Source organism: Pseudomonas sp. MEJ108, from assembly GCF_030208985.1.
GTDB lineage: Bacteria > Pseudomonadota > Gammaproteobacteria > Pseudomonadales > Pseudomonadaceae > Aquipseudomonas > Aquipseudomonas fragariae.
Window position 1 is genome coordinate 1 of record NZ_JARVSW010000035.1, and the last position, 18458, is coordinate 18458.

Consider the following 18458-nt stretch of genomic DNA (forward strand, 5'->3'; position numbering starts at 1 on the left):
AAATCCTGGGGAATCATAGCAAAGGTTTACCTTGGGTTTTTACACAGTCTGGGCCATGGATGGCCCGTTGCGGCGACCCCCGGATCAGTGCCAGGGCGAAGGAACCCGACGAAGTCGGGCCGGAAACGGAGCTAAGGACTTTGCTCACTTTGGTCCCTCAAAGTGAGTCGCCGAGGGGCGAAAAGGTGACTTGAGTCGAACTCTAATCTACCTAATGTCACGGAACCGCCGTGTGACGCGGAGCATCACGAAAGGCATTACCATGCGGAACATGAGGTGCCCTGGCCAAACGCAATCTGGAACATTAAGCACCGCTCATTGAGATTCAGGTGACTGCCCCGGAACCTGATCGAGCCCAGGCTGCCCGGCTGCCGCCTCACCCAGCAACCGCTCGATCTGCGCGTGCTCCCAGCCACTGAGCAAACTCACCGGATCAGTGCGCAGCCAGCTTTCGAACGAGCCCTCCCGACCCAACGGACAGCGACATGCCCGACAGCGGGTCGGGCTGCCTTCAGTGATTTCCAGCGACATTAGCCAGCCATCGATCTCGACCTGTTGCAGCCCGGAACCGGAGGGTGTACCGATAAGTTTCAGCGACCGTGTACCCATCGCAGCATCCCGCAGTTGCTGATACACCTCACGAGTCGTCAGAGCTTTCACAGGCGTCACCCAAATCCATTTTGCTGAGTAAAGCACGATTCCGAATCGTGCCGGTTAAAGCAGACGTGCGGGTCACATGTGTTTCAAAAAGTCGATGGCGCACCAAACAGGCTTTCGATCTCGGACCGGGTCTGGTTGATCGCGCCCAACTGACGGATCAGCTCGGCCTGCCTGCTGCCACGCACGCCCGCGGTGGTCATCAGCGCATCGCGCACATAGGTGTAGACACCGCTGACACCGAACGGCGTGATGTAGCGGACATGCTCGCTGAGGCCTTGGGTGATCGCCTTGAAGTGTTCACTGGCGTAATAGGTCCTGCGCGTCCAGGCCGATTCGAACACCAACTCCATCATGACGATATTCAAGCGCGACTCTTCGACCTCATGATTAACATCCGGCGCAGGCGGTGCAGGCTTGGCGTTATCGTAAGGTTGCGCGAGGTGCAGGCGCAGTTTCAGCACCGCATCGGAAGCGGCCATGTCACGGGCGAGCTGCTCAATGGCCTTGCGGGCCGCAGGCAGGTTATCACTGGCCAGATGAAAGTGCAGATGCATCTTGTCCTGTGTGGCGGTTTCGTTGGGAATCGGGTCAGGCAGACGATCCACCAGTGTGCTGGAGCCATCCGGCACGTCATAGGCGATGGTTTCTTCGAACATGTTCTGCTCGTCGGAGAACAGCAGGGCGCTGGCATCCTTGAATTGTTTCTGCGCTTCGGCGGACAGAAAACCGATCTCCACGCCACCGTCCAGCACGTAGCCCGGCAATGCCGTAACGCCTTCGATGACCGGCCACAGGTGGCCGTCCTTTTCCCGCGTCAGGTGATGCTGAACATACCAGCCCAGGCCTTCAAGCCTGGCGCACAGCGGGCCATGAACGTCGCGCCAGTAGGTCGCGAACAGATCATGGGGAACGCCCGTCCTGCGCAGCACGGTGGTGTAGGAGTTGATGACGATGTTTTCGTCGCGAGCTGCGTGGTTGCCGGAAAAGTTACTGGCGGAAAATGCTGAGGTGGGCATGAAGGCTCTCTGTCATGAAGATATTCTTCTCAGGCGCCGTGTCGCAGAGGTAAGTTCAAGGGAACTTACCGGCGGACACATCCTTGTGCTGCGATGCAGGGCGAGACGAACAGGTAACCCCGATAGGCGCCGGCCAGCGTACGTACTGACACGACCGACCACATCAGTGCCAGCAGCGCGACGAGCCACGTGCCAAAGACATCGAAGAAGCCCAGATGCAGGGTAGCACCGAGTTTGAGCGTCGCCAGCGCATACACCCCGAGCGGGAAGGTGAATGCCCACCAGCCCAGATTGAAGCCGATACCCTGTTTCACGTAGCGCAGCGTAATCAGCACGGCCAGCGCCATCCACCACAGACCCAGCCCCCAGAACAGCATACCGACCACCACACCGATGCCGGCGGCCACCGTGCCGATGGATGCCAGGCCGTGGGCGGCAAAGATCGCCGGGGCGTCGCTGCCCATCACCAGCATGCCCAGCGCGCCCGTACCGATGGGACCGAGTGCCAGCCAGCTGGACGCCGCCATGCTTTCGTGGGGCAGTTTGTGCAGCGCCAGGCGCAACAGCAGAATCACCAGAATGCTCAGCGCCACAGGCACCGAATAGGCCCACAGTACGTAGCTGGTGATCAGCACCGTGAACTGCGAGTCAGCGGCTGCAAGATGCGTCGTCAGCGATCCCCCGCAGGCCGCTGCAACTTCTGCCGCCACCACCGGTAACAACCAGACAGCGGTCATCTTCTCGATGCTGTGCTCCTGACGGGTGAACATCATGAAAGGGATCAGCACCCCACACGCCATGGCCATCGCCACGTCCAGCCACCACAAGGCTTCGGCAACCGGGACAATGGTACTGCCCCAGCGTGCCGGCCCGAACACCAGCAAACCGTTGATGATGGTCGCCAGGCCCATGGGGATGGTGCCGAAGAACATCGAGACGGTGGAGTGCCCGAAGACCTGACGTGCCTCATCGAAAAACAGCAACCAGCGGCTGGCGTACATCACGCTGAACAGCGTGAACAGGGCGATATTCAGGAACCACAACGCTTCGCCCACCGCGCGCAACGGAGCAGGGCCACCCGGCAGTTGAGCCAGCGCCAGCGACAGAATCCCGGTGCCCATGGTCACGGCGAACCAGTTGGGGGTGAATTGTCGAATCGCCTCCAGCGGGCTGGTCAGTGCGGCGAGGGGGGCGTTGCCCTTGATGAGGATTGCGAGCCTGCTCATGACAGTCTCCTGCTGGTGATTTCGGGACGTGCCATCAGTCTACGGATCGACAGTCAATCTTCTAAACGGGTAATCTCTCTCATCGCTACCTGTTTATCAGGTAGATTTATTCGGCGAGAGAAGGCGCTCTTGAGAATCAACCTGCGGCAATTACAGATTTTTTGCGCGATCACCCGTTGTGGCAGCACTACCAGCGCAGGCAGCGCTCTGGCGCTGTCCCAGTCAGCCACCAGCGCGGCATTGAACGAGCTGGAAAGCGCGTTGGGTACGCGTTTGTTCGACCGTGTGGGCAAGCGGCTGGTGCTCAATGACAGTGGGCAGGCACTGCTGCCGCGTGCCATGAAGATGCTGGAAAACGCCCAGCAGATCGAGGACAGCTTTCTGTTGCCCGACGCGGCGTTGAATGCTCGCCTGCGTATCGGCAGTAGCAGCACCATCGGCAATTACGTTGTGCCACAGATCGTCGGGGCACTGCGCGGCTCGACGCCTCAATTGCGCATCGATGTGGACATCGGCAACAGCGCGCTGATTGCTCGCAAGGTCGCGCAGTTTGAAATCGACATGGGGCTGATCGAGGCACCCTGTCATCTGCCGGAATTGATCGCCGAGCCATGGCTGGTGGATGAAATGGTCATCGTTGCCGGTTGCGCCCATCCGCTGGCCGGGCAGGAACACGTGTCACTGGGCGAACTGCAGAGCGCGGAGTGGCTGCTGCGTGAGCAGGGTTCGGGAACGCGCGAAGAGGTCGAACACTTGCTGCTCAGGCATTTGCATGACCTGCAGGACATGCGTCAGGTAGGCAGCTCGGAAGCAATCATGCGCACCCTCGCGCAAGGCATCGGCATCAGTTGCCTGTCCCGTCGTGTGGTCGCCGACCTGCTGGCCAGCGGGCAGTTGCGCACGCTCGCCAGCCCGCTGCCGCCGCTCAATCGCCGGTTCTTCATGATCAGGCACCGCGACAAGTTCATCTCGCCGAGCCTGGAACGCTTCAGGGAAGCCTGCCGCCAGGCGGCCGATCAGGCCGATACGTTGCGCCACGGTTTGAGCCATAACGCCAGCCCGACCAGCAGCAGCGCGCCGTAAACGCAGCTCAAGCCCAGTTGCAGCCAGGTGTCGTGCAATGGATGCAGCGACAGGGCGGCGATAGCCATCAGCAGGCTGGCCAGCAACCAGTGGCTGCGCCACGGCAAGACATCCAGCAACGACTGGCGGCGCATCAGCAGCACGCCAGTGACCAGTGCGCCGCCCAGCGCGGCGAGGGCGATGCCGGTCAGGCCGAAGGCAAAAGGCAGCGCGCCGAGCAGCAGCGCATTGCACAGGCTGCCGATCAGCTCACAGTTGAGCGGCAGGCGTGTGTCACCGGCGGCGTAGGCATAGCGCGCCAGCAAGGCATTCCAGGCACCGAACATCAGCGGTGCGGCAAACCAGGCCAGCAGTTCCGGCAGCGGCCCGCCCTGGGTCTGATTGGGCAGCAACAGTGTCACCAGAGCGCCAGCCGCGCCGATCAGACCGGCCACCGCCGGCAAGGTCAGCAAGGTCGCGCTGCCCAGTCCGCGCTTGAGCAGCGACAGGCGCTGATCGCCGGCACTGCCGCTCATCAGCCCGAGCAGCACCTGATTCAGGCTCATCAAGGCAATCAGCGGCAGGTTGATCAGTTTGCGCGCCAGGTTGACCCAGGTCACCGCGCCTTCGCCGAGTAGCGAAGCCACCATGCGCTCCAGCAGGGCGAGACCCTGGCTGGCCAGGTTGCTGCTCAGCAGCGGGCCGATGCGCTGCAACAGCTCACGCATTGCGCCGGCTTCCGATTGCCACTGCCAGGGCCGCCAGCCAGAACGATACAGGGCTGGCAGCAATACACCCGGCATCAGCACGCTACCCAGTACGCACGCGCTGGCCAGCCCGATCGACGTCGAGGCATGGCCGAACGTGGCGAGGTAGATGACCGGCGGCAGGTTGAACAGCAGCGAGCCGAGCCCGGCCAGCACGAAGCGCGAGCGAGCCTGCAGCGGTACGCAAAACAGCGCATGCAGCATGAAGCCCGGTGCGCACCAGGCCAGCCAGCGCAGGCCGCTGGCGGCCTGCGCGTAGCCGTCGGCATCCAGCCCTGGACCGATCAGGCGCACCAGCCCACCGGCGCTCAACAGCAGAACGACGCTCACTGCCAGCCCGGTCAGTAACAGACGCGGTGCCATGCCTCCCAGCCAGCGCTGTTGCCGTTCAGCGGTACGCTGCTGATAAAGGGGCAGGGCGGCGGCGCTGAGCAAGCCCGCCGCCAGTGACATGCGCAGCGCCTCGGGCAGGAACATCGAAACCAGAAATGCGTCGCTCTGGCCTCCGGCACCCCAGGCCGCCACCAACAGCCATTCGCGGGCAAATCCGGCAGCCAGACCGGTGAGGGTGGCCAGTGTCAGCCAAAGTGTCGAACCCAGCATCGTCTGTGCTTCTGATCAGTGAAACAAGGTGAACAGGCCTTTGCCGCCCACCTTGTAGTTGAGGCCACGAGCACGCTCGCCCTTGATTTCCGCATTCGGGCCACTGACGATGGCATAGGGCGGAACCGGTTTGGAGACCACGCTGTTACCGCCCACCACTGCACCTTCGCCGATGTCTGCCCCGAACGAAAGCAGCGCGCGGCTGCAGATCCATGCATAGTCGCCGATGAACACCGGCCCGCCTACTGCCCAGAATTCGGGTTCGTTGAGATCGTGGCCGCCGGCGATGATCAGCACATGCGAAGCGATGGTGACGTGATCGCCGATCACCAGCCCGCCGCGCGCGTCAAGCTGGCAATGCCAGCCCACCGTGCTGTCATTGCCGATGCGCAGGCTGTCGACGCCGAGCACCTCGGTGTTGCGCCAGACCGTCGAGCCCTTGCCGATCTTCGCGCCGCCGATGCGCAACCACAGCAGGCGCAGGGTGTGGCTGGGGATCTTGCAGATCAGGATGTTGTAAGCCTGCTCCCAGGTCCGCAACATGCGGTCGCGCAGGGTCGGCCAGTTGATCCCGTACAGCGGGATAAGCGCGCCTTTGGTTTCGATGGCCAGCAGCTTGTAGAAGCGTCGCGCCAGCGGGTGTTCGATTCTGGGCTCGATATTGAGGTAGCAGATGAACGACAGGGTGCGATCCTTGATACGTGTTTCAAAGCACACTTCGTTGTCCAGCATCCACTGGTAGGCGGCTTCCAGCTCGTCGAGCGGCACCGCCATCTTGCGCGCGTAATCGGGCAGTGCCTCTCTGAGATTATGAGAATGCATCATGCGGTGTTTCATGAGGAGGCTCCCGGCTCGGGTGAGGCGTCAAGGTGTCTGGATGGGGTGTCGGTCCTGGCGCGCAGGCGTCTGGTTTCGTGCAGGCTGATGCCGACCAATAGCCAGAACAATGCGACCAGCACACTGGTGAAACTGAAGTAATGGTCGAACAGACCGCTGAACAGCGCAGCCAGCACACCGGTCGTACAGCCCAGCGCAATGGCGTTTTCGCGAGTCAGCACGACCCGCCCGCTTCCGGGGCGCACTTCCTTCCACCAACTGACGGTGATGGCGATGAACAGCAGCATGCCGGGTATGCCAATCTTGTAAATGTAGTTCAGCCACAGGTTGGAAATGCCGAACTCTGTATAGCCCAGTACCGGTGGGTCGGTCTTGAAACCGATGCCGAACGGGAACGTGGCAACTGCATCGGGGAAATGGCTGTATTCCAGAAAGCGAATCGCGGTGCTGGCGTCGTCATCGCTGAACAGCCCCATCAGGCGGTCTTGCAGAGGCGGGTAGAACATCAGCAGAAGAATCCCGGCCACCAATCCGCCCATCAGCAACCGCCCCAAGTGCGGAATGCGTCGCCGCGCCATCAGCAGCATCATCGCGATCAGGCTCAACAGTGCACCGCGTGAGCCGGTCAGCAACAGGCCGACCGCGCCCAGTGCGGCCACCGTCAGGCCCAGCTTGCGAGCCGCGCCGCTGCGCGTCATGCCGAAGCAGAAGGCCAGCGGCAGCAGCATCGCCAGCGCTCCCCCCGCCACGTTGGGGTGCATCCACGGTGAGCCCATGCGGCTGGCGAGCGAAAGCAGGCTCTGGCTCAGGATGTCGGCACCGCTGTAGCCCAGGCTGCCGAGGATTGGGATGATTGCCGTAGCCGAGCCTTTGGTGACGTAAACCCCAATCGACAGCACCAGCAGCAGCAGCGTCCCGCCGAGCAGCGCAATGATCGCGTCTTCCAGCGTCTTGAGGTCGGTCAGCAGGCGCGGCACCAGAAACAGGATCGACAGGTTGAACAGCCAGCGTATCCAGTTGATCGGGCCGTTGCCCTCGGCGACGACGGTTAACTGGCCGACCAGAAACGGGAACGCACTGAACAGCATCAATGCCACCAGCAGCCGTTCGGGGCGCAGCATGCTGGGCAAACGCTGGCGTTCCTGGAAGACTCCATGCAGCAGGTAGCTGGCCCAGGTCAGCATGATCAGTGCTTCGGACACCGTGGTACGAATGCCGATTTGAACCGTCGAGTAGGGCAGGAAGGTTCCGATCAGGCAGAACAGCAGCAGCCCGCGTACCGGCCGACGCATGATCGTGGCAACCGCCACGATACCGATCGCTGCCGCCACCACCAAAGGCGCGGGCAGCATCCAGATCATCACGCCGAATAGCAGGCTGAACAACAGCCCCAGAGGCAAGGCCAGTGGCATCAGCGCAATTCCTCCAGCGCCGCGTGCACACGCTCGCAAAAGGCTTTCAACTGATAGCGCTGCGTCCATTCTGTGGCAATCGCCGGATCTTCTTCGGGGGCCTGCGACAGGGTGCCCATCAACCTGATCAGATTGCCGCTATCGAGCGGTGAAAAGCGCGGGCTGTCGGGCGGGGCGACTTCATCCAGCGACGAGCCCGTGGCCACCGCAACCGGTGTGCCGCTGTTCAGCGCTTCAATCACCGGCAGCCCGAAGCCTTCGCTTGTGGAGGGTTGCCAGAGCCGTTCGGCATTTTTGTAGACGGCGTGCAGTTCGGCGTCGCTCAGGCCGCTGAGCACATGCAGACCCGGTAACTGGCGCTGGGCCTCGGTCAGCGGATCGTCGCCACCGACCAGTACCAGTTCCGGGGTATCGACGAATTGCATGCGCGCGGTCTGCCAGGCATCCACGAACCATTTGATGTTCTTGCGCGGTTCCCGCGTGCCCACGCACAGCCAGTAACGCAGCGGCAGGTGCAGTTGCGCGATGTCGGCCGGCTCACCCTTGAACGCCTCCACCAGCAGCGGTATGACGCGCAGCTTGGCCTTGATCCTGGGGAACATACGAGCAGCTTCGTTTGCCGTGAATTGCGAAGGCACCCAGATCTGGTCGGCAACCTTCAGCGACCAGGCAATCGACAGGTAGTCGGTCATCCGGTAGATCCTGGCTTTGAGTCGCGAACCGTGACTGTTGTGCTGCGTGAGCTGAAACAGATCGTGCAGTTGCAATACGTAGCGTATATCGGCCGGTTTGCGCCCCAGCGGCAGGCCCATGTTGATATTGGCCACGTAGATCTGGATACCGGCGTCGCGCAGTGCTGCAGGCAGGAACTGGCCTTCGAAGCGCAGGCGATCCGGTAGCCGATGCACCGAATTCAAGGGGGCGGCCCAGCGCGGGGCATGCATCACGCGGCGTACCGGATGATCGTAGGGGGCCACGCCGAACAGCTGCAATTGCACATCCGGATGTTCACGAAACGCCTGTTCCAGTGCCAGGTTCTGGCGTCCGATGCCGCTGATGGGGTAACCGGCTGCCGCGCGGTAGTCGAGTCCTATACGCATGAGCGCAATCCTTGCTTGGAGAACGAAAAACGGGTGTAGATCACTTCCAGCTGAGCGGCCGAAACGGACCAGTCGTGCCGGGCACGCACATAAACGCGGCCGGCTTCGCCAATCTGCTCGAGCTGCAGTGGTTTATCGGTGTATTCAGCGATCAGTGCCGCCAGCCCGGCGGCATCCTCGCTGCCCAGGTAATGTTCGCCATGCCGCACCGTCAGCCCGGAAACCCCCTGCGCGGTGGTCACCACCGGCAGGCCGGCAGCCATGGCTTCCAGCGTCTTGAGCTTGGAGCCGCCACCCTGGCGCAGGGGCGCGAAGAACATCGAGGCAGTGGCTTGCAAGGCACGCAGGTCAGGTACGAAACCCAGCCATTCAATGCGTGGGTCAGGCCAGCGCTCGCGCCAGGTCTGAGGCATACCGAAGCCGCCGATGGCAAACCGTACATGGGGTGCCTGAGCCCAGACCTGCGGCATGATCTCGTCCAGCGCCCATTCGATGGCGTCGACATTGGGGCCATATTCATAGTTGCCGATGAACAGCAGGCGATGGCTGTGACGGTCCGCATGGACGCTGGCGTAGTAATCGCAGTCGACACTGTTGACGACATAGGACGTGGCCCTGCCGCTTAGGCGCGAAAGTACCTTGGCATCGTCCTCGGTGACCGCGATCAACTCGCCGGTCTGGCGAAACACGCGGGTTTCCCAGCGCCGGTAGCGCCAGCGGTCATAGACCGCGAAGGCATTGGCCCAGCGCGGCAGACGGTCGTAGCTGGCGGCACCCAGGTCCGATTCGACATTGTGCTCGGTCAGCACAAAGGGCTTGCCAGAGCGCTTGAGCGCGCGCTCGAAGGGCTGAAAGGCATAAGTGTGCTGCAACTGGATAATGTCCCAGTCCTCCTTCAGCAACTGCTCGAAGGCTTTTTCCAGTTGTGGCGCGTAGCCGTTCACGCTGGCCAGCATCGGTGGCGCTGCAAAGGCCACAGCCAGCAGCGTACGCAGGCTGAGCAGCGGGCGGCGTTCGATCACGATCAGGCGTTCCAGCCAAGGCTCCATTGCCGCGCGCGCGTCGTCGTCCAGCGGGTTCTTGGACTGCACCAGCAGCGTGATGCGATGACCGCGCCCAGCCAGGTTGCGCAACAAATGGTATTCCCGGGTCTTGCCACCACTGGTGGTGGGCCAGGGCAGGTAGGGGAGTGTCCACAGGATTCGCATGGCTCAGGGCTTCCATTCCAGAATTTGCAGAGTCGGCTTCAGCAGCAGGGTGACGCCCTGGCTGCCGGACAGCGGGGTACGGCTACCGGTCAAGGGGTCGTGAACCACCGCGTCGGTGATAGCCGGGAAATTCAATGACGTGCCCGCCGCACTCCAGAACATCAGCAAATGCGTGCCGTCTGCACGCGTCCACGGAACGGCATACAGGTCGTCCGGTACGCTGCTCACGGCTGGCGGTTCGGCAGGTTGCAGGCGCGGGCCGGTGATTTTCAGAAAGTTCTGCAGCGCGGTATAGACCGGTTTGGGACTGGCTTGCAGGTCAAGCAGTCCGTAGCCCTGATCGCGGGCCGAGGCGCGCTCGTCCAGATCGCTGAGGTTGAACAGGAAGATGCGCTGGAAATCCATGGCGCTCATCAGCGCCAGACGTCGCAGGGTGTAATCAGCCTGGCCGGAGGTGCCAATCAGGTGCTGCATCTCCACCGGGCCTGCATAGCTCGACCAGCCCCATTCAGTGGCCCACACCTGCTTGACGCCATTGCTGTGCAACAACTGGTTCATGGCATTGGCGCGCACCAGAAAATCGCGATCCGGTGTGGAATCGCCTTCCGGGTACTCGGAATAGGGGTGATAGGCCGCGACGATATTCTGCTGGCCCAGGCCGTTATCGAGCAGGGTCTGCAGCATGTAGCCGGAGGTGCTGTGCATCTGACTGTAATAAGCCATGCCAGCGGTAACGATCGTCTTGTCCGGCAGGGCGGCGCGAATCGCGTTGGCAGTGGTGGTCAACAAGCGGCCATAGGCAGCCGGATCCTCTTTGGGCAGCCAGACGATGTTCGGCTCGTTCCAGATCTGCCAGTTGTTCACTTGCGGATAGCGCTGGGCCAGGGCCGTCATGCGTGCGGCAAACACGTTGAAATCCGTCGGCGGATATTGATCGCGGCCCTTTGCGTCGGCCGGCGCGCTGCTGGCGAAAGGCGCCGACCCGACCAGGTACGCGACAGTGTTGTAATTGTGCGCCTTGATCGCAGTCATGGCGGCGTCCAGTTCGGTCAGGGCGTAGCGATCCTTTTGCGGCTCGATCACTGGCCAGTGAATGGTCAGTCTTACCCAGTTCAGGCCCAGTTCGTCCAGACGGCTCATCTGCTGCTGATAGATGTCCGGAGCAAAATACTGAAACTGTACGTTGACGCCCAGAAAGTCCGCCCAGACCACTTCACGCGGAGCCTTGAGGACCGTTGACGCCTGCGCGGCACAGCTCAGCGTTGCGCCGAGCAGTATGCGGGTGACGAGTTGCCCGAATCTGGATGGACGCTGCATGTCACTTCTCCTGGCAGGCCTGGCGAAATACATCCTGAAAATGTTCTGCGGTATGGCTCCAGACCCTGGCCTTGCCCATCTGCGCGGCGTTGTCGGCCCATAGCCTGACCAGATCCGGTGTTGCGCAGGCACGCGCCAGGGCTCGTGCCAGCCCCTCGACATCGCCTTGCGGGTAGATCGTGCCGTTGCCATGCGAGACCTCTTCGGCAAACGAGCGTGCATCCGAAGTGATTACGCCTCTGCCACAGGCCACCGCCCACGACAGCGCGCCACTGGTGCCGCGCAGCTTGCCGAGAATCTTCAGTTTGCTCGATTCGCGATAGGGCAGAACCATGACGTGGTGGGCCTGGATCACCTGCGGGATCTGCTCGGCAGGCAGGTCCAGTTGCCAGTCGATCAGGTCGACAAGGCCCAGTTGGCGGATGCGCAGTCGCAGTTGTTCCAGATAACTGCCGGATGGGCCGAAGGCCATTTCCGGCTCGCTGCCGCCGGCCAGGGTCAGGCGCACGCTCGAGCGCAGTGCAGGCTGAGCAATGAATACGCTGGACAGCGCATCGAGCAGGTCTTCGATACCCTTGCCGCGATAAATGAAGCCGAAATACAGCAGGCGCAGAGGGTTCAATGGCGGCAACGGCGCGGGGGCGATGTCGAGGTTGCCGTGATTGATGACGGCCATCTGCGCCGCTGTCAGACCCATGCGCTGGCGCAGGCTCTGGCTGCCCGCCTGGGTCAGGGTCACCAGACGGGTCATGTGCCGCGCCAGTTGCCGTTCTTCATGCAGGCACAGCGGATCGGCCAGTACCGTGGCGATCTCCGGCAGCGGCGAGCGCATGCCGCTGACCACCGACAACGGCCAGGGCAGTTTCTCGCGCCGCCAGACCAGCCGCTCGGGATCGTGCACGGTCGCGGTCAATGGCAGCCTCGGGAAGCGCCGACGCAGCGCGCGCAGCGCTTGAAACTCCGCCAGTCGCCCGCCGCCCAGTTCGGCGTGGACCAGATCGATGCCGCTCCAGTCCGTTTCAGCCACGCGCTGTTCTGCAGCGCGTGGATCGTTGCCGACGCCTTGCAGCGGTGTACTGATCTGCAGACCCAGGCCTTCAAGCGCATGCCGCAGATGTCCGGCGTAATCGGCGATGCCGTTCTGTTCGGGTGGCAGCGGCGCAAGCAACGCTATTCGCATCAGCCTCGGCTCCCGATCCGCTTGAGAAAACTCAGGACCTTTTCAGGCACTTCGAAGCGACGACGGTTGATGATGATGCCGTCGACTTTCTTGAACGCTGTGTTGAGGTTGTTCAGCGTGTCTTCCAGCATCGGCACCGTGGTGTCCTGGGCGCGAACCACCAGCACGATCAGGTCAGCCTTGCGCAACAGCACAAAGGCATCCTGATTCGCCGACAGCGCCGAAGCGTTGATCAGCACAATTTCGCCCGGAATGGCCGGACTGCGGCCTTCGGTGCGTACCCGATGGCCCTGTTCGATCAGCAGCGCGCTCAAGCGCGCGATCACGAACGACACGCCGGCCCCGTACTTGACCGAAGTAAAACCGATGGTCAGCCCGCGCTCTTCTACCTGGTCCAGCGGCAGAATGCCGTACACCCGATGCAGGTTCGAGGTGAGGGCTGCACTGCGTTCCTGGGCACGGTCGAGGTCGGGGAGGCTGGTCCAGACCGGAACACCGAAGCTGCTTTCGATCTTGTCGCCGTCATGAATGCGCTGGTCCAGCAGGTAGAAGAAGTACAGTGCCACGGCACCGACCACGACGCTCAGCGGGAACGCCAGAAACAGCATCATCAGGCTTTTCGGGAATACCCGGCTGGGGTTGAAGGTCGCCTCCTCGATGGTCGCGATATTACTGATCTGGCTGTTGTCCAGTTCACGGTCGATACGCGATTTTTCCAGGCTGTTTTTGTACAGCGCATAGCTTTTCTCTGCCGCATCCAGCTCGTTCTGCAGGCGTGACAGTTCCGGCTCCAGATTCAGTGCCTGCTGGCGGTCGCGCTCCAGTTGCGCGATTTGCTCGTTCTGCTGGATGAACTGGGTTTGCAGGCGCGCGTAGCTGGTCTGCTGGTCGGCGTACACGTTCTGCATGCGGTTGTAGATCGGGTTGGGCGTGATGCTTTCGGAACGCTGTACGGTGGCGTCCTGTTCCTTGAGCAGCTTTTTGAGGTTACTGACTTCCGCGTTGATCGCACGAATCGGCGGCGCCTCGTCCTTGAATGAGCGAAGCATTTCCTGACGCTCCACTTCCTTGCCGTTGATGCGGTTCTGCAAGTCCTGGCGGTTGGGGTTGAGGGCCAGTTCGCGGCCTGCCGAGACGGTCTTTGGCTGCTCTGCCAGTTGTTTCTTCAGCAGGTCCAGACCTGCCTTGGTCGAGGCAATCGAGCGGGTGGTGTTGTTGCGCTCGGTGCGCAGATCGTTGAGCGCCTGCGAGGTGTCGGCCAGACGCTGGGAAATACTTACCGCGCTCAACTGGTTCAGGTAGTTCTGGATCTGCTTCTTGTACTCGATGATGTTCGCACCGGTCGTCTTAACTTCCGCTTCGTAGAACGCGTACAGGCTGACCCGGCCCAGTGTCTTGGTGCGCTGCGTCTGGTACTCGGTGATCCAGGTCCTGAGCACGGTCTGCGCGACTTCCGGGTCGCTCCAGGTAAACCTCAGCTCCATCACTGATGAGCCAGGCTCATGGCTGACCTTGAAGTTTTTCTCCAGATCCTCGGCCAGACGTTCGGCCTGGGAGCGGTGTTCCACCAGCCCGATGAATTGCAGAACGCTGCGCACGCCGTTGACGAGCGCTCCGACGACGGTCTTGATGCCGTTCTTTACCGAGGCCAGAACGCCGGTTTCAGGCGGCACCATGGACAGCTCGGCGAGGTATTTCTCGGACACCGCACGCATGATCGGCCGCCCGCTGAGCATGCGCTCCTCGTCGAGCAGCGGATCGCGCAGGCCGCTCGGTATCACGATGGCCTGTCGGTCGGACAACTCGATTGGCACAGTGCTGCTGTCGCGGCCTGGCTTGACCAGCAACAGGGCGGTGGACTCATAGCGGTTAGGGAGCAGAAACGCGCCCAGAAGAATGATGACGAACGTCGCCAGCACGGTAATCCTGACTTCGCGCAGGAAGATGAACAGCAGGCGCAGCAAGTCGCGGAATGAGCGGATGTTGATCATGTCTGTTTCCCTGACAATTAATTGTTGTTGCGCAGCTCGTAGTTCAGGCCCAGGCCGATCGACTTCGCGAAGGGGATCAACTGGTTGAAATACAGGGATACGCCGTCAACCTTGTTGCCGACCGATGATTTGGGAACGAACACGATATCGCCGCGTTTCAACAGGACCGGGGCGGTAGGGCCACCGGCGCCGCCTGCCCAGAGGAATTTGCTGTAATCGAAGAAGTAGGTCTTGTAGAGCCCGTTTTCTTCCTGACGCAGCAGCGCGACCTGACCGGCATCGGCATCGAGCGCCACGCCGCCCGCGCCGACGATGGCCTGGTCGAGGTTGGTGGCGACGTTGACCGGCAAGGTGACCGAGTTGCGTACTGCGCCGCCGACAAACACCGTGTTACCCGGTGACTGGGAAATGTTGATGGTCAGCGCGGTCTCGCGGTAGACGCTCTGCAGTTTGCTTTCCAGCAGGTCGTTCAACTGTTGGAGGGTCAGGCCCGCAGCCTTGACGGTGCCGATATAAGGGTAGGAAAAGGTGCCGTCGTTGAGTACCTGAAACAGGGTCAGTTCATAGATGGAGTTGGCGGTAAACGCTGAAATCGACGGCGCCTCGCCACTGTTGCGCACGATGCGCAGCGTGTCACCGGGGCGGATTCGCTCCGGCGGCAGTGGCTTGCCAGCCAGTGCGCGGCCCGCAGCCTGGCCGGCCTCGATTTGCGCACGGTCATCGGGCAGGCCCACCCTGGAAGGGGTATTGCACGCACTCAACAGCAATAAGCTGGCGATCAGCATCATGCTTTTCATTGTTCCTGAACTCCTGTCATGCACAAATACGGCTCCCTCGCGGGTAATAAATTCATGTTGGCGGGTCATGCCTGTTCCGGGTGCTGTCGATTGCGTGCCGCTTGAATCAAGCGGCGCTTGTTGCTGCGCCGATCAGCTCTTCATGGCCTTATCGGGTACACGTCCATAAATGTCGGTAAAACGCACGATGTCGTCTTCGCCCAGGTACTCGCCGCTTTGCACCTCGATCATCACCAGATCGATGACGCCGGGGTTGACCAGACGGTGTGTGTGGCCCGGTTTGATGAAGGTCGATTCATTGGTATCCAGCATGAACTCGCGCTCGCCGTTGGTGACGCGGGCCATGCCGCTGACCACGATCCAGTGTTCGCTGCGGTGATGGTGCATCTGCAACGACAGTGACGCCTGCGGGCGAACCACGATGCGCTTGATCTTGAAACGCTTGCCTTCTTCGAGGACGGTGTAGGTGCCCCAGGGGCGTGTAACGGTGCGGTGCAGGCGATAGGCATCATGGCCCTGACGCTTGAGCTCCTGAGCGATGATCTTGACGTCCTGGCTGCGGCCGCCGTCGGCGATCAGCAAGGCGTCGGGGGTGTCGATGATGATCAGATTGTCCAGGCCGATCGCGCCCACCAGACGCTTGGGGGAATCGATGTAGCAATTGCTGACGTCGTGCAGCACCGTCTCGCCATTGCAGTAGTTGCCTTGCGCATCGACCGGAGACAGTTCACGCACCGCCTGCCATGAGCCGATATCACTCCAGCCAAGCCGGCAAGGCACCACGGCGACTTTGTCGGAGCGTTCCATCAGCGCGTAGTCGATGGAAATGTCCGGTGTCAGGGCAAACGACTCACTGTCCAGCTCGACCTGCAGCTCACGGTTGCCTTCCTTGCGCGGGCTCGATTCCAGGCACGCGCTGACGGCGCTCAGGACGTCCGGCGCATGCGTGCGCAACTCGCGAAGCACGGCGTCGGCGCGCATGCAGAACATGCCGGCATTCCAGAAATGCTGACCACTGTCCAGATAGCCCTGGGCAGTGATCGCGTCCGGTTTTTCGACAAAACGGGCGACCTGACAGGCGTCGGCATTGAGTGCCGGGCCTTTCTCGATGTAGCCAAAACCGGTTTCCGGCGCGGTCGGCAGGATGCCGAACGTCACCAGCCAGCCCTCTGCGGCCAGCTTCTGTGCAGCCGTCACTGCTCTGGAGAATTCCGCCACGTCGGTAATCAGGTGATCGGCAGGCAACACCAGCAGTTGCGCCTCATCGCCATACAGCTGGCTGACATGCAGTGCCGCAGCGGCAACCGCAGCTGCCGTATTACGGCCGAAAGGCTCAAGGATGAAATCCAGGCGTGCATTGCCCTTGTTCAACTGGCGGTAGTCGTCCACCGTGCGGAAATACACTTCCCGGTTGGTCACCGTCAGCAGACGCTCGACGCCGGGCAGGCCGACTGCACGCAGAAAGGTCTTCTGCAGCAGGCTCTGGCCATCTGGCAGGCGCATGAACGGCTTGGGCATGGCTTCACGCGAAACCGGCCACAGGCGTGTGCCGGAGCCGCCGGCAATGATGCAGGGAATGAGCGTGCTCATCAGTAAGCCTCACGGGTGAATAGCACTGCAGGCACAGTGCGCATAAGGATGTAGAGGTCGAACCAGACGGACCAGTTTTCTATGTACTCAAGGTCGAACTCGACGCGTTTTTCGATTTTTTCAACGGTGTCGGTTTCACCCCGATAGCCGTTGATCTGCGCAAGCCCGGTAATGCCTGGTTTGACGCGATGCCGCGAGGTGTATTCCTTCACTGCCTGCTCGAACAGAATCCCGGCAGCCTTGGTCGCCGTGGCATGCGGGCGCGGCCCGACCATCGACATGCTGCCCGCCACCACGTTGAACAGCTGTGGCAGTTCATCCAGGCTGGTCTTGCGAATGAAGCGTCCGACCCGGGTGATTCTGGCGTCGCCGCGGGTGGTTTGCCGCTCGGCCGTCGCATCGGCCTGGTGCTGATGCATGGAGCGGAACTTGAACACTTCGATCAGGCGATTGTTGTACCCATAGCGCTTCTGACGGAAAAACACCGGGCCTGGCGAATCGAGCTTGATCGCCAGTGCGACCAGCAGCATCAAGGGGGACAGCGCCAGCAATGCCAGCGATGACAGCACGATGTCTTCAGCGCGTTTGATGAACGGCGACCAGCCACTGAGCGGCAGGTCCGAGGCATTGAACATCGGCAGCCGGGCGACTTCGGTGATGCGGTTGTGAGTGTGTCGAAAAGCGATCATGTCCGGCACCAGCAACACATTGACCGGTAGCCTGCGCAATTCGCGGATGATGTAGTCCATGCGGTTTTCTGCCGTCCAGGGCAGGGCGACCAGCACCTGAGTCACTTTCTCTTCACGGATCAGCCGTTCCAGGTCGTTGGTATTGCCCAGCAGTGGCAGGTTGGCGACGGTCTTTGGCATGCGCCCGATACGGTCGTCGATAAAGCCGGTCACCCCCGAACGAATGTCCTGATGTTCAAGCAGGTATTCGGCCAGACGCTGGCCGTTTTCCGTCGCGCCGAGGATCACGGCATGCTGCAGGAAGACGCCCTTGCGCATCTGATGTTTGAACAGCATCAGCAACAGCAGGCGAATGATGCCGAACAGCGCAAGGCTGGTCAGGTACCAGATCAGCAGTTCTTCGGGGGGAAGGTAGCCGAACAGGCCCATCGCCTGCTGCATGAACAGCAACAGTCCGAAGGCGGCAGTCCAGGCCAGCGCCATTGCGCCCATGCGCAGGTCGTTGCTGAACAGTGCTTCGGAATAGACGCCCATGGCCTGAAACACCAGCAGCCCGACAAAGCCGAAAAACAGCAGCATGGCCATGTAGCTCTTCTGTGTTTCCGGGCTGCCATCCTTGATCAGCAGCATGATCAGGAGGCCCGGCAAAATGCAGGCGATACCGTGAGCCAGGCGGATGCCAAAAAGAAAGTATTCGACCAGGCTGGTGCGGGTCAGCGAAAGACTGTCAACGGGCTGCAACCTCATAGAAATCCCTTACTCCCTGTATGCATCTGAATTCTGCTGATCCTGGATGTCTTTCTATTGTCTGCCTGCAACACCCGAAAGGCGTTTCTACGTGGACAGTGTCCAAGCGTAGCCAGTTACGCGTCGTGCGTATGAGGAATTCGGATCGTCTTTTGTAGATATCACTTTATATATGTCGTCCCTTAGCGGATTTTATTTAAGCCTTTTCAATCATTTGTGAAGGAAATTTCCCTCAAGTGAGGGTAATGCTGTCAGT

Annotated in this window: 15 protein-coding genes; 1 reads left to right on the plus strand and 14 read right to left on the minus strand. The window is 61.3% G+C overall.

Annotated features, from left to right (window positions below; all coding sequences use genetic code 11):
- Window positions 1–315: 315 nt before the first annotated feature.
- The 3 genes from QRN50_RS16530 to QRN50_RS16540 form a co-directional block, all read right to left on the minus strand.
- The gene (locus QRN50_RS16530; RefSeq protein WP_024641751.1) at window positions 316–660 is read right to left on the minus strand and encodes a DUF7693 family protein; all 345 of its coding nucleotides are present in this window, start codon (window positions 658–660) and stop codon (window positions 316–318) included.
- 83 nt (window positions 661–743) lie between these two features.
- Window positions 744–1676, minus strand: coding sequence for a hypothetical protein (locus QRN50_RS16535; protein WP_096126608.1), 933 nt, complete (start codon window positions 1674–1676; stop codon window positions 744–746).
- A 65-nt stretch (window positions 1677–1741) separates the two neighbouring features.
- Window positions 1742–2902 (minus strand): TDT family transporter, encoded by a 1161-nt coding sequence (locus tag QRN50_RS16540; protein ID WP_054091471.1) that lies wholly within the window; start codon window positions 2900–2902, stop codon window positions 1742–1744.
- 129 nt (window positions 2903–3031) lie between these two features.
- Here QRN50_RS16540 and QRN50_RS16545 point away from each other — a divergent pair, with 129 nt between their 5' ends.
- Window positions 3032–3985 carry a LysR family transcriptional regulator gene (locus tag QRN50_RS16545; protein WP_024641748.1) on the plus strand — a complete coding sequence of 318 codons (954 nt, stop codon included), beginning with the start codon at window positions 3032–3034 and terminating at the stop codon, window positions 3983–3985.
- Here QRN50_RS16545 and QRN50_RS16550 read toward each other — a convergent pair.
- The 11 genes from QRN50_RS16550 to QRN50_RS16600 form a co-directional block, all read right to left on the minus strand.
- The gene (locus QRN50_RS16550; protein WP_024641747.1) at window positions 3919–5334 is read right to left on the minus strand and encodes a lipid II flippase MurJ; all 1416 of its coding nucleotides are present in this window, start codon (window positions 5332–5334) and stop codon (window positions 3919–3921) included. The genes QRN50_RS16545 and QRN50_RS16550 overlap by 67 nt on opposite strands.
- A 15-nt stretch (window positions 5335–5349) precedes the next feature.
- On the minus strand, window positions 5350–6171 hold the full coding sequence (locus QRN50_RS16555; protein WP_011268350.1) for an acyltransferase: 822 nt from the start codon (window positions 6169–6171) through the stop codon (window positions 5350–5352).
- Entirely contained in the window at window positions 6168–7583 is a 1416-nt protein-coding gene (locus QRN50_RS16560; RefSeq protein WP_024641746.1) for an O-antigen ligase family protein, read from the minus strand. The genes QRN50_RS16555 and QRN50_RS16560 overlap by 4 nt, the downstream gene beginning before the upstream one ends.
- Entirely contained in the window at window positions 7583–8683 is a 1101-nt protein-coding gene (locus tag QRN50_RS16565) for a glycosyltransferase family 4 protein (protein WP_003403737.1), read from the minus strand. The genes QRN50_RS16560 and QRN50_RS16565 overlap by 1 nt, the downstream gene beginning before the upstream one ends.
- Window positions 8674–9891, minus strand: a complete 1218-nt coding sequence (locus QRN50_RS16570; protein WP_057457449.1) for a glycosyltransferase family 4 protein — start codon at window positions 9889–9891, stop codon at window positions 8674–8676. Before QRN50_RS16570 ends, QRN50_RS16565 begins: the two co-directional genes overlap by 10 nt.
- 3 nt (window positions 9892–9894) lie before the next feature.
- Complete coding sequence (locus tag QRN50_RS16575; RefSeq protein ID WP_011268347.1) at window positions 9895–11208, minus strand: cellulase family glycosylhydrolase; 1314 nt, start codon at window positions 11206–11208, stop codon at window positions 9895–9897.
- A gap of 1 nt (window position 11209) precedes the next feature.
- Window positions 11210–12388 carry a glycosyltransferase gene (locus tag QRN50_RS16580; RefSeq protein WP_011268346.1) on the minus strand — a complete coding sequence of 393 codons (1179 nt, stop codon included), beginning with the start codon at window positions 12386–12388 and terminating at the stop codon, window positions 11210–11212.
- Window positions 12388–14379 carry a GumC family protein gene (locus QRN50_RS16585; protein WP_058822202.1) on the minus strand — a complete coding sequence of 664 codons (1992 nt, stop codon included), beginning with the start codon at window positions 14377–14379 and terminating at the stop codon, window positions 12388–12390. The genes QRN50_RS16580 and QRN50_RS16585 overlap by 1 nt, the downstream gene beginning before the upstream one ends.
- A 17-nt stretch (window positions 14380–14396) precedes the next feature.
- Entirely contained in the window at window positions 14397–15176 is a 780-nt protein-coding gene (locus QRN50_RS16590; RefSeq protein WP_003403729.1) for a polysaccharide biosynthesis/export family protein, read from the minus strand.
- 132 nt (window positions 15177–15308) lie between these two features.
- Window positions 15309–16766, minus strand: coding sequence for a mannose-1-phosphate guanylyltransferase/mannose-6-phosphate isomerase (locus QRN50_RS16595; protein ID WP_024641795.1), 1458 nt, complete (start codon window positions 16764–16766; stop codon window positions 15309–15311).
- Window positions 16766–18202, minus strand: a complete 1437-nt coding sequence (locus QRN50_RS16600; protein WP_024641794.1) for an undecaprenyl-phosphate glucose phosphotransferase — start codon at window positions 18200–18202, stop codon at window positions 16766–16768. The genes QRN50_RS16595 and QRN50_RS16600 overlap by 1 nt, the downstream gene beginning before the upstream one ends.
- Between the last annotated feature and the right edge of the window lie 256 nt (window positions 18203–18458).

Coding starts and splice junctions, on each gene's coding strand:
- QRN50_RS16580 (WP_011268346.1), bottom strand. CDS start 12,388: ATGCGAATAGCGTTGCTTGCGCCGCTGCCACCCGAACAGAACGGCATC.
- QRN50_RS16570 (WP_057457449.1), bottom strand. CDS start 9,891: ATGCGAATCCTGTGGACACTCCCCTACCTGCCCTGGCCCACCACCAGT.
- QRN50_RS16600 (WP_024641794.1), bottom strand. CDS start 18,202: ATGAGGTTGCAGCCCGTTGACAGTCTTTCGCTGACCCGCACCAGCCTG.
- QRN50_RS16595 (WP_024641795.1), bottom strand. CDS start 16,766: ATGAGCACGCTCATTCCCTGCATCATTGCCGGCGGCTCCGGCACACGC.
- QRN50_RS16555 (WP_011268350.1), bottom strand. CDS start 6,171: ATGAAACACCGCATGATGCATTCTCATAATCTCAGAGAGGCACTGCCC.
- QRN50_RS16575 (WP_011268347.1), bottom strand. CDS start 11,208: ATGCAGCGTCCATCCAGATTCGGGCAACTCGTCACCCGCATACTGCTC.
- QRN50_RS16540 (WP_054091471.1), bottom strand. CDS start 2,902: ATGAGCAGGCTCGCAATCCTCATCAAGGGCAACGCCCCCCTCGCCGCA.
- QRN50_RS16590 (WP_003403729.1), bottom strand. CDS start 15,176: ATGAAAAGCATGATGCTGATCGCCAGCTTATTGCTGTTGAGTGCGTGC.
- QRN50_RS16535 (WP_096126608.1), bottom strand. CDS start 1,676: ATGCCCACCTCAGCATTTTCCGCCAGTAACTTTTCCGGCAACCACGCA.
- QRN50_RS16550 (WP_024641747.1), bottom strand. CDS start 5,334: ATGCTGGGTTCGACACTTTGGCTGACACTGGCCACCCTCACCGGTCTG.
- QRN50_RS16560 (WP_024641746.1), bottom strand. CDS start 7,583: ATGCCACTGGCCTTGCCTCTGGGGCTGTTGTTCAGCCTGCTATTCGGC.
- QRN50_RS16585 (WP_058822202.1), bottom strand. CDS start 14,379: ATGATCAACATCCGCTCATTCCGCGACTTGCTGCGCCTGCTGTTCATC.
- QRN50_RS16565 (WP_003403737.1), bottom strand. CDS start 8,683: ATGCGTATAGGACTCGACTACCGCGCGGCAGCCGGTTACCCCATCAGC.